Below are 17,806 nucleotides of genomic sequence, written 5' to 3'. Positions count from 1 at the left end.
AATGAATACAAAAGGATTCATATTTGACCTAGATGGTGTTATTGTAGATACTGCAAAATACCATTTTTTAGCATGGAAAAAATTAGCCAATAGTATTGATGTTGATTTTACTGAAACACAAAACGAACAACTAAAAGGTGTAAGTCGTGTAAAATCTTTAGAAAAAATCTTGTCTTGGGGAAATAAAACAATTTCAGAAGATGAGTTTATGGCATTAATGACAAAAAAGAACGATGATTATTTAAGCTACATAGATAAAATGGGAGAAAGCGAAATTCTTCCAGATGTGCCAAAAATTTTAAATCATCTTAATGAAAATAATCAAGGCGTAGCTTTAGGGTCGGCAAGTAAAAACGCCAGAAAAATACTTCAAAAAGTAAATCTTATTTCAAACTTTCAAGCCATTGTAGATGGAAATGATGTAAGTAAGGCAAAACCAGATCCTGAAGTATTCCTTATAGGTGCAAAAGCACTTAACCAAAAGCCTGAAAATTGTATTGTGTTTGAAGATTCTGTAGCAGGTGTTCAAGCAGCAAATAATGCCAATATGATTTCAATTGGTATAGGTGATAAAACAGTGTTATCTGAAGCAGATTATGTGTTTAAAGATTTCACTGAAATAAGTATAGAATTTATAGAAGAATTAATAAAGAAATAAGTTGTCGTTGTAGCGATAACAAGACAATATATTAAAATTATGAACCAAGATTATATTAAACCAGATAATTGGTCAATCATAGAAGAAGGGTTTCATGCAGAGCGCGTAGAATCATCAGAAAGTTTGTTTAGTATTGGCAATGGAGCCATGGGACAACGCGCTAATTTTGAAGAACAATATTCAGGAAAAACCTTTCAAGGAAGCTACATAGCAGGTGTATATTATCCTGATAAAACACGTGTTGGTTGGTGGAAAAATGGCTACCCAGAATATTTTGCAAAAGTACTTAATGCGCCAAACTGGATTGGTATTAATGTAGCAATAAATGGCGAACAGTTAGACCTAAACAAGTGCAAAACGGTTCAAGATTTTAGACGAGAACTTAATATGAAAGAAGGTTGGTTGTCTAGAACTTTTAAGGCAACACTTCAAAATGGTATAGAAGTAGAAGTTAACGCAAAACGTTTTTTAAGTCTTAACCAAGACGAAATGGGAGTAATCAATTATCAAGTAACACCATTAAATAGTGATGCTGAAATTGTATTTCAACCTTATATAGATTCAGGAATTACAAACGAAGATACTAACTGGGACGATAAGTTTTGGGACACTACTCAAGTAAGTCACGATAATAACCAAGCGTTTATTCAGGCTAAAACCATGAAAACCGATTTTTATACATGCACGTTCATGGAATCAAAGGTTTTTATCAATGGTAAGTCGGTATTAATCGAGCCAAACGTTAGTGCAGATGCAACATTAGTATCTTACAGCTACAAGCAAGATGTTAAGCAAGGCGAAACTTATGCCATTCATAAATTTGGAGGTTACACTGTAGATAGAAACCATGACAAAAACGCATTGGTAACTGCAGCAAAATCAGTGTTGGCAACAGCTACACAACTTGGTTTTGATACTTTGCTAGAGCAACAAAAACAAGCTTGGGCAAACATTTGGGATATGGCAGATATTACCATTAGTGGTGATGTAAAAGCGCAACAAGGTATTCGTTTTAATATATTTCATTTAAATCAGACGTATTTAGGAAAAGATTCTAGATTAAATATTGGTCCAAAAGGATTTACAGGCGAAAAATATGGTGGAAGCACCTATTGGGATACTGAAGCATATTGCATTCCGTTTTACATGGCTACAAAAGACCAAAAAGTAGCAAGAAGCTTATTGGAGTACAGATATAATCATCTGCAAAAAGCTATTGAGAATGCTGAAAAATTAGGCTTTACTAATGGCGCAGCATTGTACCCAATGGTAACTATGAATGGAGAAGAATGTCATAACGAATGGGAAATTACTTTTGAAGAAATTCATCGTAATGGTGCTATTGCTTTTGCTATTTATAACTACCACAGGTTTACAAACGATTACAGTTACATACCTGAAAAAGGCTTGGAAGTACTTATTGGTATTGCACGTTTTTGGCACCAACGCGCTACGTTTTCAACAAACAAAAACAAGTATGTTATTTTAGGTGTTACAGGACCAAATGAGTACGAAAACAACGTAAACAACAATTGGTATACTAACTATATAGCTAAATGGTGTATAGATTATGCTATTGAAAATATTAGTAAAGTTGAAGCAGAATACGATACAGACTTTACTAGAATAATGAATAAAGTTAAGCTGTCTAAAGCTGAAATAACACAATGGAAATCGGTTGCAGATGCGATGTACTTCCCATATTCTGAAGAGCATAATGTGTACTTACAGCAAGACGGATTTTTAGATAAAGAATTAATAAAAGTTGATGAGCTAGATGCTAGTCAACGTCCTATTAACCAATATTGGTCTTGGGATCGCATTTTGCGTTCGCCTTACATAAAACAAGCCGATACATTACAAGGTTTCTATTTCTTTGAAGATCATTTTTCTACTGAAGAGTTAGAGCGTCATTTCGATTTTTACGAGCCATATACTGTACACGAAAGTTCATTGTCACCTTGTGTTCATAGTATTCAAGCGGCAAAAATAGATCGTATGGAACAAGCTTATACGTTTTATTTAAGAACATCGCGATTAGATTTAGATGATTATAATAAAGAAGTTCACGAAGGCTTACATATTACATCTATGGCAGGAACTTGGATGAGTATTGTTGAAGGTTTTGGCGGAATGCGTGTAAAAGATAATACCTTGTCTTTTTCACCTAAAATCCCAAAAGAATGGGATGGTTACTCGTTTAAAATCAACTTTAGAAATCAAATCATAAAAGTGAATGTTAACCAAGGTAAAACCAACTTCGAACTAGAAGGTGGCGAAAGTTTAGACATCTTGGTAAACGATAAAAAAGTAACGATTGAAGCTAATAGCTTGGTTACTGTTTAAACTGTTTAATAAGTAAAAACACACTTAAAACTATTTAACATGAAAACGTACACACCTATATTTTTAATGCTTCTATTGGTTTTAAGTGTGTCTTGTAAAGAGCAAACTTTTACATCAATAGCCAGCAGTCAACCTAAAGCGTTGATTGATAAAAACGATATTGATCGCGTAGAACCACCTAATTGGTGGACTGGTTTTAAAAATGATAGCTTACAGTTATTAGTACATCACCAAAATATTGGGAGTTACCAACCAAGTATTGAATATCCTGGAGTAACTATTGCACATGTAAGTAAAGCAGAAAAAAGCAATAACTACTTGTTTATAGATATCATCATTTCAAACAGTACCAAAGCAGGAACTTTCAATATCATATTTAAGAATGATAACAACGAAGAACTAGTAACAACTTACGAGCTTAAAGCTAGAGAAAAATCAGCTGAAGATTTTGTAGGGTTTAATAGTTCAGATGCTATTTATCTAATCACACCAGATCGTTTTGCAAACGCTAATCCAAACAATGATACGTTTGATAATCTAAACGAAAAGCACATAGATAGAACCAATGATTATGCACGTCATGGAGGCGATCTTCAAGGAATTACAGAGCATGTAAACTATATTAAAGATTTAGGTTTTACTGCTGTTTGGCCTTGTCCTGTGCTAACTAACGATATGCATCATGCATCGTATCATGGTTATGCTATTACTGATTATTATCAAGTAGATCCAAGATTTGGTACAACCGAAGACTACAGAAAATTAGCTGACGAATTACGAAAAAATAATATGAAGCTAATTATGGACCAAGTCGCAAACCATTGCGGTTTGGAACATTGGTGGATGAAAGACTTGCCATTTAGTGATTGGGTAAATTACCAAGCGCATTACGAAGCAAATAAAGCCAATTGGAACAATGAGATTGTAAAACGTTCATCACACAGAAGAACGGTAAACCAAGATAGCTATGCTTCAAAAATTGATAAACAAGAAATGAGTGATGGTTGGTTTGTTCAGGGAATGCCAGATCTTAATCAACGTAATCCGTTTATGGCAAAGTATCTTATTCAAAATAGTATTTGGTGGGTAGAAACACTGGGTCTTGGTGGTATTCGTCAAGATACTTATCCATATCCTGACAAAGATTTTATGAGCGATTGGGCTGGAGCTATAATGGCAGAATATCCAAATTTTAATATTGTAGGTGAAGAATGGTCAAGCAATCCGTTGTTAATTGGATATTGGCAAGATGGTCATCAAAATGCAGATGGTTATGACTCTAACTTGCGCTCAACAATGGATTTTGCTATGCAAGAAAAAATTATAGCAGGATTAAAAAACGAAGAAACTTGGGGAACTGGTCTTATGGAAATATACACAGCATTGGCTAACGACTTTCATTATACAAGACCTGAAGACATTTTAGTGTTTCCAGACAACCACGATATGAGCCGTATTTTTACGCAATTACAAGGTGATATTACTAACACGAAAATGGCGTTGAGCTATTTGGCTGTATTACCGCGTACGTTTCAAATGTATTATGGTACAGAAATCTTAATGAATGATTTTGATAAACCAGGTGATCACGGATTAATTCGTACCGATTTTCCTGGTGGTTGGGAAGGTGATGCTGTAAATGCGTTTACAGGCGACAATCTGGAAGAAACTAAAAAAGATATGCAGAGTTATGTATCTAAATTGATGAATTTTAGAAAAAACTCTAAAGCTATTCATAATGGAAAAACCATGCACTTTGCCCCAGAAGACAATACCTATGTTCTAGCAAGGTTTAATGATGACGAAACAGTTGTTCATATTCTGAATAAAAATGAAGACGCTTTTAATTTGAATACAAACCGATTTGAAGAATTAGGTTTAACAGGAAAAACATTAAAAAATGTATTTACAGGAGAAACTGTAATTTGGAAAGATAGCATTGCTTTAAAAGAAAAAGGAGCCATAGTATTAACAACAAAACTAAATTAATTTGTCATTCCGCACTATGATGCGGAATCCATAAAACAAAAACGTATTTGTCACTTCGAGTATAGGTTGAAGAGAAAACATATATTCTTTAAAAGCATCTTACAACGTAAGTCGAGAAGTCTTGAGTATAATTTCTTAAAGTGAACAACAAAATTAAAAATGAAACAACTAACCTACATCTTATGTCTTCTTTTATTCCAAACAACGTTTGCTCAAGTTACTATTGTTGTAGAGCAAGTGCCAAAGGAAACACCAGAAAATGCTTCAATATTTATTTCAGGTGATTTTGAAGGTTGGTCTGGAGGACAAAAAGCCTATCAATTAGAGTTACAAGATGGTCGTTATACCATCACATTACCTCAAAGTGATGGCACAATTAATTTCAAGTTTACGCAAGGTGCTTGGAGTTCTGTTGAGTGTGATAATAAAGGTTTTGCTATTGAAAATCGTAGCTACACATTTGGTAGTAAACCAGATACTTTAAAGCTAAAGATAGTAGGTTGGGACAATTTATTTGATGTTGAAAATGCCTCAACAGTCACAAAGCATGTTACAATTCTATCAGATACGTTCAACATGCCGCAACTCAACCGCAAACGACGTGTTTGGTTGTATTTGCCAGCAGATTATAAGACCTCAAATCAATCGTATCCTGTTGTGTATATGCACGACGGACAAAATTTATTTGATAAAAAAACATCTTCATATTCAAATGAATGGAGTGTTGATGAAACACTAGATAAACTATTCCGAAATAAAAATTTAAAGCTTATAGTTGTTGGTATTGATAATGGCGCAGATAAGCGTCTGGATGAATATTCGCCTTTCAAAAATAAAAAATATGGTGGAGGCGAAGGCGATGCCTATTTAGAGTTTATCGTCAATACACTAAAACCATACATTGATGCTAATTACAACACCTTAAAAGATAAAAAGCACACAGCCATTTTTGGGAGTTCAATGGGAGGTTTAATTTCGCATTATGCAGCCTTAAAATATCCTAACGTATTCGGGAAAGTAGGTGTGTATTCGCCAGCGTTTTGGTTTGCACCAGAAATTGAAAATTACACAAAATCGCATGCAAATTTAAAAGACACAAAAATGTATTTCCTTGCAGGAGGAAAAGAAGGTGAAAAAGCAGGTTTTGATGAGATAAGTCAGACTGTTAAAGACATGAATCAAATGATTTCTGTTTTAAAAAACAATGGTTTTTCTACTGAAAACATAAGGTCAAAAGTTGTTCCTGACGGAAAACACAACGAAACATTATGGCGAGAAAATTTTGAAGAAGCTATTACGTGGTTGTTTCAAGATGCTATAAAAACGCGCGAGTTTGTTAATGCTTCTTTTAATAATAATGAGCTAAACGTGAAAGTATCTGATGGTTCATATAACATTCAATTCTTTACATCTAAAATTGCAGAAACCACCTTTCTGCCAAAAGGTGAAACTGCAAGCGCAAAGCCATCTCACGCAGTGGTTTTAAATAAAGGGTTTTCTGATGTTCAATTTTCTGAAACCAATTCAGAAGTGACGTTAAAGTCTAAAGATTTATCAGTTCTTATAACCAAATCGCCTTTCAATATTTCATATTGGAAAGACGGAAAAGAAGTCATTTCAGAAAAAAATGGCTACCAAAAAAATGATGCTTTTGAGACCATTCAATTTAGTTTAACACCTGATGAAGTGTTGTATGGAGCTGGAGCAAGAGCTTTAGGAATGAATCGTCGTGGTCATCGTTTGCAGCTTTATAATAAAGCGCATTATGGCTATGAAACAACAAGTGAGTTAATGAATTTTACCTTGCCAATTGTGATGTCGTCAAAACAGTATATGGTACATTTTGACAATGCTCCAATAGGATATTTAGATTTAGATAGCAAAGGCGACAATACGCTGACTTACGAAACCATTTCTGGTCGTAAAACGTATCAGGTCATTGTTGGAGATTCTTGGTATGATGTCATAGATAATTACACTGATTTAACAGGAAAACAACCTATGTTGCCTCGTTGGGCTTTAGGAAATTTTTCAAGCAGATTTGGTTATCATTCTCAAAAAGAAACATTAAAAACCATTGATGCTTTTAGAGAAGAACATATTCCTGTTGACGCAGTAATTCTGGATTTGTATTGGTTTGGAAAAGAGGTTATGGGAACCATGGGGAATTTAGAATTTCATAGAGATTCGTTCCCAAATCCAAAACAAATGATTAAGGAATTACAGGACAAAAATGTAGAAACCATTCTCATTACAGAGCCATTTATATTAACAACATCTAACCGTTGGAACGAAGCAGTTACCAACAACGCTTTAGCAAAAGATAGCTTGGGCAATCCGGCAACCTATGATTTTTTCTTCGGAAACACAGGCTTGGTAGATGTGTATAGTAAGTCTGGTTATAATTGGTTTAAAGGTATAAATGAAGACTTGTTGAATCTTGGTGTTACTGGAATTTGGGGCGATTTAGGAGAGCCTGAAGTACATCCTTCCAGTGTAATTCATGCAACAGGAACAGCTGATGAAGTTCATAATACTTTTGGTCACGACTGGGCAAAACTGGTTCAAGATGCTTTTCATGAAGCTTTACCGAATCAGCGGCCATTTATTTTAATGCGTGCTGGTTATTCTGGTTCGCAACGCTATGGTTTAGTGCCTTGGTCTGGAGACGTCAACAGAACTTGGGGCGGATTACAAAGTCAGCCAGAAATTGCATTGCAAATGGGAATGCAAGGTTTAGCCTATATGCATAGTGATCTTGGTGGTTTTGCAGGAGCAAATCTTGATGATGAACTTTATGTACGTTGGTTGCAATATGGCGTTTTTCAACCAATTTATAGACCTCATGCGCAAGAGGACGTGCCAAGTGAACCTGTTTTTAGAAGTGAGAAAGCCAAGACCTTGGCAAAACAAGCCATAGAATTACGCTACAAGTTGTTGCCTTATAATTACAACCTCATGTTTGAAAACAACCAAACAGGAGCACCATTAATGCGACCATTGTTTTTTGAAGAAGCCGCTAATTCACAGCTTTATAATTATTCAAAAACGTATTTATGGGGAAACAATATTCTAGTTGCGCCAATTCTTGAGGCTGGACAAAAAACGGCATCGGTTTATTTTCCAAAAACATCTAATTGGTTTGATTTTTATTCCGATAAATTATACAAAGGAGGTCATCCAATTAATTACGAAATAAAAGAGAATAGTATACCAACATTTGTGAGAGGTGGAAGTTTTATTCCTATGGCAAAACCAATGCAATCAACAAAAACCTACAATGGTTCGGTATTAGAACTTCATTATTATTATGATAAAGATGTAGGAAATAGTGATTATCAAATGTATAATGACAATGGTTCAACTATTAATGCTTTTGAAAAAGGAAACTACGAAATTCTCGAATTCAAATCTGAAAGCAACCAACGCTATTTAGAATTTGAGTTTAATGCAGAAATAGGTGAGCGTTTTTCAAGTGAAACAAAACAAATCGAGCTTGTTATTCATAACATTTCTAAAACACCAAAAACAATAAAAATAGGAAGTCAAAAAGTTGAAGGTGATTACAATATCAATAATTTAACCTTAAGACTTGATGTGACTTGGAATACTTCAACCAAAAAAGAAATTAAAATAAAGCTTAACAAATAATATGCGTTCAAGATATATAGTTACTCTAATTTTAGTCGCTTCAATAGTGTTTAGTTGTAAAAACGAGCCAAAACAAACTATAAAAACTGAAGAAACTAAATCAGTGATGAAAAAGAAAGAAGTGGTATATCAGGTGTTCACACGTTTATTCGGAAATACCAATACCAATAACAAACCTTGGGGAACTTTAGAAGAAAATGGCGTTGGTAAATTCAACGACTTCACGGACAAAGCACTTGCTGAAATCAAAGATCTTGGAGTCACACATATTTGGTACACAGGTGTGCCACATCACGATGTGATAACCGATTACAGTCAATTCGGGATTTCTAACGACGACCCAGATATTGTAAAAGGTCGTGCAGGTTCGCCTTATGCAGTTAAAGATTACTATAATGTAAATCCTGATTTAGCCGAAAATGTAGAGAATAGATTGCAAGAGTTTGAAGCCTTAATTGAGCGTTCACATAACGCAGGTTTAAAAGTGTTAATAGACATTGTACCAAACCACGTGGCACGTAATTATCAAAGTTTAACGAATCCTGAAGGTGTAACAGATTTTGGTGCAGAAGATGATAAAACTGTGACTTATGCAGTCAATAACAACTTTTATTACAATCCAGGAGAACCATTTAAAGTACCAAATTGGGAAAACGGTTATCAACCTTTAGGTGGCGAAAACCATCCAAAAGCAGATAGTAAGTTTGAAGAAATTCCGGCAAAATGGACAGGTAATGGTTCAAGAGCGTCGCAACCTAAAATGCACGATTGGTATGAAACCGTAAAAGTTAACTACGGAATAAATCCAGAAGGTAAAAAAGATTTTGACGAACTTCCTGAAGGTTTCGATAACGAAGATTACAAAACACATTATAACTTTTGGAAAGACAAAACCGTACCAAGTTCTTGGGTAAAGTTCAAAGATATCGCTTTGTATTGGACAGCCAAAGGCGTCGATGGTTTCCGTTTTGATATGGCAGAAATGGTGCCTGTGGAATTTTGGAGTTATATGAATTCGCACACCAAAATGCAGAATCCAGATGCCTTTTTACTCGCTGAGGTTTACCAACCGCATTTGTACAGAGATTACATCAAAAAAGGAAAAATGGATTACCTGTACGACAAGGTACAATTGTATGACACCTTAAAACACGTTATGCAAGGTCACGGAAGCACGTACAATATTCCACCAATTCAAGAAGATTTAAAAGATATTGAGCATCATATGCTTCACTTTTTAGAAAATCACGATGAGCAACGTATTGCAAGTCCAGATTTTGCAGGTAATGCTGAAAAAGGAAAGCCAGCAATGGTGGTTTCTGCAACAATTAGTACATCGCCAACAATGGTGTATTTCGGTCAGGAATTTGGCGAAAAAGCGGAAGAAGATTTAGGTTTTGGCGACCCAACACGAACATCTATTTTCGACTATGGAAGCGTACCAAGTGTTGTACGTTGGGTAAACAACAAACAGTTTGATGGCGGCCAATCTACCGAAGCAGAAAAAACTTTGCGAGATTTCTATAAGCGTTTGTTAAACTTCACGATTAAGAGTGATGCTTTAATGGGAGACTATCAAGATTTGCAGCATTACAATCAACAACATACTGAGTGGTACAACGATAAGGTCTTAAGTTTTGCACGTTGGAGTGAAGATGAAAAACTCATTGTAATTTCAAACTTTAATGCAGAAAACACCTATGGTTTTGAATTGCAATTACCAGAAGATTTGGTGTCTAAATTAGGGTTGAAAGATGGAGACTATCAAGTAGAAGATCAGTTGTACAAGAATTATACGTCAACTTTAAAAGTTGAAAACAGTAGAGGGAAAGTGAGGATAGATATAAAACCTCTGGAATCTTTCATTCTAAAAATCAAAGAATAATTTGAATTCTAGTTACGCAAAAAATAAACACCAATGAAAAAACTAACTCTAGCAATATTTACGATTACCTTAGCAATGTCTTGCAATCAAGAAACAAAACAACAAGCACCAAAGCCAGAGACACCATTTGTCTGGGAAGGTGCTAACTTATACTTTTTATTGACAGACCGATTCAATAATGGCGAGACTTCAAATGATGTCAACTTTGAAAGGACGAGAGAAACGGGGAAATTGCGTGGTTTTGAAGGAGGCGACATCAAAGGAATTACACAAAAAATCAAAGACGGTTATTTTACCGATTTGGGCATCAATGCCATTTGGATGACACCAATTGTAGAGCAAATCCACGGCGGAACTGACGAAGGTACAGGTGTTACTTATGGTTTTCATGGGTATTGGGCAAAAGACTGGACTAAAATTGATCCAAATTTCGGGACTGAAGAGGATTTAAAAGAACTGGTAAAGGAAGCACACGCTAAAGGCATTCGTGTAGTATTAGACGCTGTGATTAATCACACAGGTCCTGTAACAGAAAAAGACCCAGTTTGGCCAGACGAATGGGTAAGAACAGACAAGCAATGTACTTATGATAGTTATGATAACACCATCAGTTGTACATTGGTAGCTAATCTGCCAGATATAAGAACAGAAAGTAATGAAAATGTGGAACTACCACCACAATTAGTAGAAAAATGGAAAGCAGAAGGTCGTTACGAGCAAGAAGTAAAAGAGTTAGACGCGTTTTTTGAAAGAACAGGCCATCCAAGAGCACCACGTTTTTATATCATGAAGTGGCTTACAGATTACATCACCGAATTTGGTGTGGATGGTTACAGATGCGATACGGTAAAGCATACTGAAGCCTATGTTTGGGAAGAATTCAAAAAAGAGTGTGATTATGCTTTTGCAGAATTCAAAAAGAACAATCCAGAAAAAGTAATGGATGATAATGATTTCTATTTGGTAGGAGAAGTGTATAACTACGGAATCAGTGGTGGTAAACTATTTGATTATGGTGACAAAAAAGTGAACTATTATGACGATATGTTCAGTGCACAAATCAATTTTGAATTCAAATGGAATGCTAAAGAGAGCGGTTACGAAGATTTATTCAAGCGCTATTCGGGTGTTTTAAATAATGAGTTGAAAGGGTTCGGTGTGCTGAATTATTTAAGCTCTCACGACGATGGTAGTCCGTTTGACCCATCAAGAGAAAAACCATTTGAAACAGCTAATAAATTATTGTTGTCACCAGGAGCATCACAAGTCTATTATGGAGATGAGTCTGCAAGATCATTGGTTATAGAAGGCACTGAAGGTGATGCTACCTTACGTTCATTTATGAATTGGGAAGCTTTAAATTCAGACTCAAAAACAAAAGCAGTTTTAGAGCATTGGCAAAAGTTGGGACAATTCAGAACAAATCATCCTGCTGTAGGCGCTGGTAAGCATCAAATGATAACCCAAGAGCCTTATTTATTTTACAGAAGCTATCAGCAAGGAGACTTTAAAGATTTGGTAATTGTTGGTTTAGACTTACCAAAAGGCGAAAAAGTTATCGATGTTTCTAAAGTTTTTGAAGAAGGAGATAAACTTCAAGATGCATATTCTGGTGTTAAAGCCACTGTAGAAAATGGAAAAATTATCATAAATTCGAATGCTAATATCATTTTAATCGAAAGACAATAAATCAATCTTAATGAAATTCAATCTTATCCCATTAATCCTTACAGTCCTTTTCTTTTCTTGTAATCAAAAGGAAAAACATATTACTGAAGTGACTTCGCCAAATAGTGAAGTGAAAGTAAATTTCAACCTTAATGCTCAGGGACAACCGTTTTACACAGTAATGTTCAATAACAAAACCGTAGTAGATAGCTCTTACTTAGGGTTTGAGTTTACAAATGCTAAAGCTTTAAAGGATAATTTCAATATTGTAAATACAACAACAAGCACGTTCAATGAGACTTGGCAAATGCCTTGGGGAGAACAAGTAGATGTAGTAAACCATTACAATGAATTAAGAATTGAATTACAAGAAACATCAGAATTAAAACGAAAACTAAACCTTGTTTTCAAAGTATATGACGATGGTATTGGATTTAGGTACGAATTCCCAGAACAAGCTAACTTTAAAGAAGCACTGATTAAAGATGAGCATACAGAGTTCAATTTAACCGAAGACTATAAAACGTTTTGGATTCCTGGTGATTGGGATATTTATGAGCATTTGTACAATACGACAAAATTATCAGAGGTTGATGCCTTACAGTTTGCAAACCACAAAAATTTAGCGCAAACATATATTCCGGAAAATGCTGTTAACACACCAGTTACTATGGTTGGTGCGGATGGAACACATTTAAGTTTTCACGAAGCAGCGTTGATAGATTATTCAGGAATGACCTTAAAAGTAGATACTAAAAACCTTGATTTAAAAAGTAATTTAGTAGGTTCAGAAAACACCGATTATAAGGCAAAACGAATGTTACCTTTTGAAACACCTTGGAGAACGATTCAAATATCAGATAATGCACCAGAACTTATAGAATCAAAGTTAATCGTGAATCTAAATGAGCCAAATAAACTTGGAGACGTATCTTGGTTTACACCAATGAAGTATACAGGTGTTTGGTGGGAAATGCACTTAGGAAAATCCTCTTGGGATTATGGGATGACTCAGAATATGAGTACGTGGACAGATACAGGAGGTGCACACGGAAAACACGGAGCGAATACTGAAAATGTAAAACGTTTTATAGACTTTTCAGCAAAAAATAACATTGGTGGTGTTTTAGTTGAAGGTTGGAATACTGGTTGGGAACATTGGATTGGTTTTGAAGACCGTGAAGGTGTGTTCGATTTTGTAACACCTTATCCAGATTATGATATTGATGAGGTTACACGATATGCTAAAGAAAAAGGTGTGGAAATTATAATGCACCACGAAACCTCGGCAGCAACAGAAACGTATACTAAGCAACAAGACACAGCTTATGCATTAATGCAAAAATATGGCATGCACTCGGTAAAATCTGGTTATGTTGGTAAGATACTCCCTAAAGGTGAATACCATCACGGACAGTATATGGTAAATCATTATAACAATGCAGCTATAAAAGCGGCAAAATATGAAGTGGCAGTTAACGCACACGAACCTATTAAAGCAACAGGTCTAAGAAGAACCTATCCTAATATCATTTCTCGCGAAGGTTTAAGAGGTCAAGAATTTAATGCTTGGGCAAGCGATGGAGGTAATCCACCAGAGCATTTGCCAATTGTTGCTTTTACAAGAATGTTGTCAGGTCCAATAGATTATACACCTGGAATTTTCAATATTAAGTTTGATGAATATAAACCAGACAATCAGGTAAACACTACGATTGCTCAGCAATTAGCATTGTATGTGGTGATTTATAGTCCAATACAAATGGCTGCTGATTTGGTAGAACATTACGAAGCCAACCCAAAGCCACTTCAATTTATAAAAGATGTTGGCGTAGATTGGCAAGAAACCAAAGTGTTGAATGGTGTGGTTGGCGATTATGTAACCATAGCAAGACAAGAGCGTGAAACAGGTAATTGGTTTGTTGGTGGTATTACAGATGAAAATGCAAGAACTTTAGACTTAATTTTCGACTTTTTAGATGAGAACCAGAGCTACGAAGCTGTAATTTACAGAGATGGAGATGAAGCACATTGGGACGATAATCCACTAGACATCATAATTGAAAAAATTGAAGTATCAAAAGGCTCAAATCTTTCAGTGAAATTAGCAGAAGGTGGTGGTTTTGCAATAAGTATTCTTAAGAAATAAATAAAAGCTCCGAAAGGAGCTTTTTATCTTTTTAGAGTAAAGTGACCTCTATGAGTTGTTCCGTCAGCACGTTTCACTAAAAACCAATAATCATTAGTTGGCATGTTGTTTCCATTATACGTACCATCCCAACCAAAATGATTGCCATAAAAAGACGTTAGTATTTTTCCGAATCGATCAAAAATGGTGACTTCTAAACTGGGTTCGGTTTGCGATTCTATGATTTGCCAATAATCGTTGTAACCATCATTGTTTGGAGTGAAGAAGCTTGGGTAGTTCAATATTGAAACGTCTTCAGTAACAATACCACAATCATTTAAATCTTTAACAAAAACAGTATATGAACCAGCTGGAAGATTATTGAAAACATTTGATTCTTGATAAATAATACCATCCAAAGAGAACACATAATCTCCAGTTCCTGAAACTGAAACAGAAATGGAGTTGCTGTTGGCAGTCCAATCAATAGTTTCTATGTTTTCAATAGTTGCAATACTAGAGGTGTAAACTGTGAAATTTTGAATAGCCTCACAACTATTGTTGCCAAACATATTCTTTACAGTAACCGAATACGTTCCACCTTGGCTTACTACAATACTTTGAGAAGTTTCTCCAGTAGACCATTCGTAAGCATCATAACCTGATGTTGCTATTAATGTTGTAGTGCTTCCATCGCAAATAGAAATAGTTTGATCGTCATCAACAACAGGAATGTCACCAACTTGAATTTGAAAAGAGGTAGTTGCATAACAAACATCTAATGTGTTATGAATAACTCTTGTATAGATAGTTTGTGGATTGTTTGTGTTTGTATAGTTGTTAGGTAGTGTATTATCGCCTGAGTCAGCATCTGCTTGATTTAGGTGGTAGCTAACGGTGAAATTATTTGGGTTTTGATTACCTAGAATTAATGCATTTTGATCGTTTAAACTAAAGGTTTCAGAATTGCTATTGGTATCAGTACAGAACAGTAGATTGTCAGGTTGGGTAATATTTACAACTGGTAATAGATTTTCAATGTTTATTACAGTGTTTTCAATATTTCCGCAAGCATCTTCAACTTTTATCTCGTAAGTTCCTGCATTTAAATTTAAGAATGTGTTGCTTTCACCATTATCAAATTCAAAAGGCGAAATAATACTAAAGTTAAAAGGACCAACGCCAACAACGTCTACAATAACATCTGATGGTCCGCTACCACCATCGCAACCTAAATTATAAACACCAGAAATAACAAGGTTTGAAAACACTGAGAAGTATGCAAAAATATCTAAACAAAAATCGTTAGGGTTTTGGTTGTTGAATGGTTGAAATACCTTAATAAGTCTAAATTCTCCAGTTAAAAAAATGTTGTAAATGGTTTGCTCATTCAAAATTTGAATGGCTGTAGTGTTATTAGGAATATCACCTTCGGTATATGGACTTCCAGTGTTTGGGTGTCCCCAAGTTTCGGTTTCAGGAAAATACCTTTGAAACCAATAGGTTTTTGAAACTACAGAATCGTCAGAATCGTTAATGCCAACATCAAAAGAACCACAGTTTCTGTTTAAAGTATAAGCACTTGGAGTGCTGATGTATGAGCTTATGTAAACATTTTCAGTGTATTGAAATCCGCATTCGTCAACTAATTCAAAAGTGTAATCTCCAGCAGGAAGGTTGTTCATAAAGAAAAAACCTGAGTCAGCTATATTTTCACTTACATCATCAGGAAGTGAAGGTGTATAGTTAGATGGAGCAGATGAAATTAAAACTGAAGTAAGGCTACCATGTCCACTAGCAAGACGTAAAGATCCAGTTTCGGTCAAGCAATTTGGTTTTGCTATAACTGATAGTTCTTGCATTACAAATTCAGGAACAATTGTTTCAATGATGTATTCACTTCCACAATCATCGATAACTAGTATAGTATAAATTCCACTTCCTAAATTACTTAAACTTAAAGCACCATTATTGATATTTTCTGAAATATCATCTGGTAAGGTGTTTTCATAAGATACTGGAGCTACAGTTACTGTAGCAGATACAATTTCTCGATCTGGAATTGAAACATTTATAAAGCCAGAGTCTACCGAACACCCTGTATTGTTAACTACTAGATTTGGCTCTAGAGGAATTTCTTCCAAGAGTAGAGTATGTGTGCCAGATCTGCCACAAGCATCTATAAGATTTATAGTGTATGTTCCGTAAGGTACAGGGTTTCCTTCTGTTTCGAAAACTACAACATTATTGTTGTAAGGTCCTGGATATTCTTCATTGTAAACTGAAGGTATAAAACCTTCAGGAGCTTCAATGAATTCAACTTGATAAGGAGGTAAGAAGTTGTTTACTATAAGGTTTAAAAATTTTCCGCAGTATGCTTCAGTAGGAAACAACATTACTTTTGGGTTTGGGTCAATTTCATTATCTCTTTCAAATACATTGTTGCAAGCATCAGTAATTGTAATGTTTACTGTAAATGTTTCTTCACCAAAAGTCATAATGCTTTGGCTAATGTTAAACTGTAGCTCAGGTCCTGAGGTCATTTCTTCAATAATTACAATTTCAGGAGAGCCATCAGGAGGATAAATTGTATAAGTTATGGTTAGCGGATAAATTATAGGGTTTTCTGGAGGAGCGTTGATGCTATTGGTTATTTCTATTTCTGAACAAGAGCTATAAACAACTGGAAGTACTGATTGCTCAATAGTAATGTCATTTTCGCCAAGAATTAGTGTGTAGGTTTTAGATAGTGCGTTTTCACATTCATCATATACGCGTACAACATAAGTTCCTGGTGTTAAATTGGAAAATTCATTTGATGTTTGTGGTGCAACAGTTATTGGTCCAGAAGTAATTTCATACAATGCTGCGTCACCAGATGTTACATTTACAATTAATGTGGCAGTTTGGTTACAGGATGTAGCAGTTGTGTGGCTAATTTCAAAATCCAGTTCGGTAGTTAAGTTGTTAATAGTTGCTTCCTGCTCTTGGGTATTTTCGTCTCCATTTAACGATTGGGTTGCAACCACTTTGTAGTTTCCTGCAAAAAGATTATTAAATGAGTTGGTTGATGTTTGAGCAACAGGAGTAGAGTCGTCAGGTAAAATGTAAAGTGTATATGTAATATCAGCTCCTGATGCTGTATTGGAAACTTCCATTTGTAGAGCACCATTACCAGAACAAGTTTCGTTAACAGCAGTAACGTTTAAGTTGAAATCAGGTAGTTGCGCGTAGCTAAACGTTGAAAAAAAAAGTAAAATAAAGCTAAAAAAAGACTTCTGTAGGTTACTTGAAAATTGAGATGTTATTCCAAACAAGTTTACTGCTAAGTCAATTGGCTTTTTTGTTAAAAGCTTTAATAGTTTGCTTTGAGTTAGTTTGTGTTCTAAATTATGAATTAAGCTACAAGGCATTATTGTTTGTAATGAATACTATCAAATATAATATTAAAACAGCTTAATTGTCTCTTTTCCCCATTAAT

8 protein-coding genes are annotated in these 17,806 nt (G+C 35.0%); 7 read left to right on the top strand and 1 reads right to left on the bottom strand.

The features are described 5' to 3' along the window. Position 1 precedes the first annotated feature (1 nt). From pgmB to OD803_RS02215, 7 genes are all read left to right on the top strand, one after another. Positions 2-658, top strand: a complete 657-nt coding sequence (gene pgmB, locus OD803_RS02245; protein WP_262732203.1) for a beta-phosphoglucomutase — start codon at positions 2-4, stop codon at positions 656-658. Positions 659-697: 39 nt separating this feature from the next. Further along, positions 698-3,004 (top strand): glycoside hydrolase family 65 protein, encoded by a 2,307-nt coding sequence (locus OD803_RS02240; RefSeq protein WP_262732202.1) that lies wholly within the window; start codon positions 698-700, stop codon positions 3,002-3,004. Positions 3,005-3,043: 39 nt separating this feature from the next. Then, positions 3,044-4,993 carry a glycoside hydrolase family 13 protein gene (locus OD803_RS02235; protein WP_262732201.1) on the top strand — a complete coding sequence of 650 codons (1,950 nt, stop codon included), beginning with the start codon at positions 3,044-3,046 and terminating at the stop codon, positions 4,991-4,993. Positions 4,994-5,152: 159 nt separating this feature from the next. Then, positions 5,153-8,644 carry a TIM-barrel domain-containing protein gene (locus OD803_RS02230; protein ID WP_262732200.1) on the top strand — a complete coding sequence of 1,164 codons (3,492 nt, stop codon included), beginning with the start codon at positions 5,153-5,155 and terminating at the stop codon, positions 8,642-8,644. Position 8,645: 1 nt separating this feature from the next. Then, a complete protein-coding gene (locus OD803_RS02225) occupies positions 8,646-10,529 on the top strand; it encodes an alpha-amylase family glycosyl hydrolase (RefSeq protein WP_442899842.1) in 1,884 nt (627 codons plus the stop codon). Positions 10,530-10,562: 33 nt separating this feature from the next. Continuing rightward, complete coding sequence (locus OD803_RS02220) at positions 10,563-12,218, top strand: alpha-amylase family glycosyl hydrolase (RefSeq protein ID WP_262732199.1); 1,656 nt, start codon at positions 10,563-10,565, stop codon at positions 12,216-12,218. A 10-nt stretch (positions 12,219-12,228) separates the two neighbouring features. Continuing rightward, positions 12,229-14,346 (top strand): glycoside hydrolase family 97 protein, encoded by a 2,118-nt coding sequence (locus tag OD803_RS02215; RefSeq protein ID WP_262732198.1) that lies wholly within the window; start codon positions 12,229-12,231, stop codon positions 14,344-14,346. 23 nt (positions 14,347-14,369) lie between these two features. Here the strand turns inward: OD803_RS02215 and OD803_RS02210 are convergent, their stop codons facing one another. Continuing rightward, complete coding sequence (locus OD803_RS02210; RefSeq protein WP_262732197.1) at positions 14,370-17,738, bottom strand: T9SS type B sorting domain-containing protein; 3,369 nt, start codon at positions 17,736-17,738, stop codon at positions 14,370-14,372. Positions 17,739-17,806: the final 68 nt, after the last annotated feature.

The organism is Gaetbulibacter sp. NE, assembly GCF_025548475.1.
GTDB lineage: Bacteria > Bacteroidota > Bacteroidia > Flavobacteriales > Flavobacteriaceae > Gaetbulibacter_B > Gaetbulibacter_B jejuensis.
This window is presented reverse-complemented; position numbering and strand designations above follow the sequence as displayed.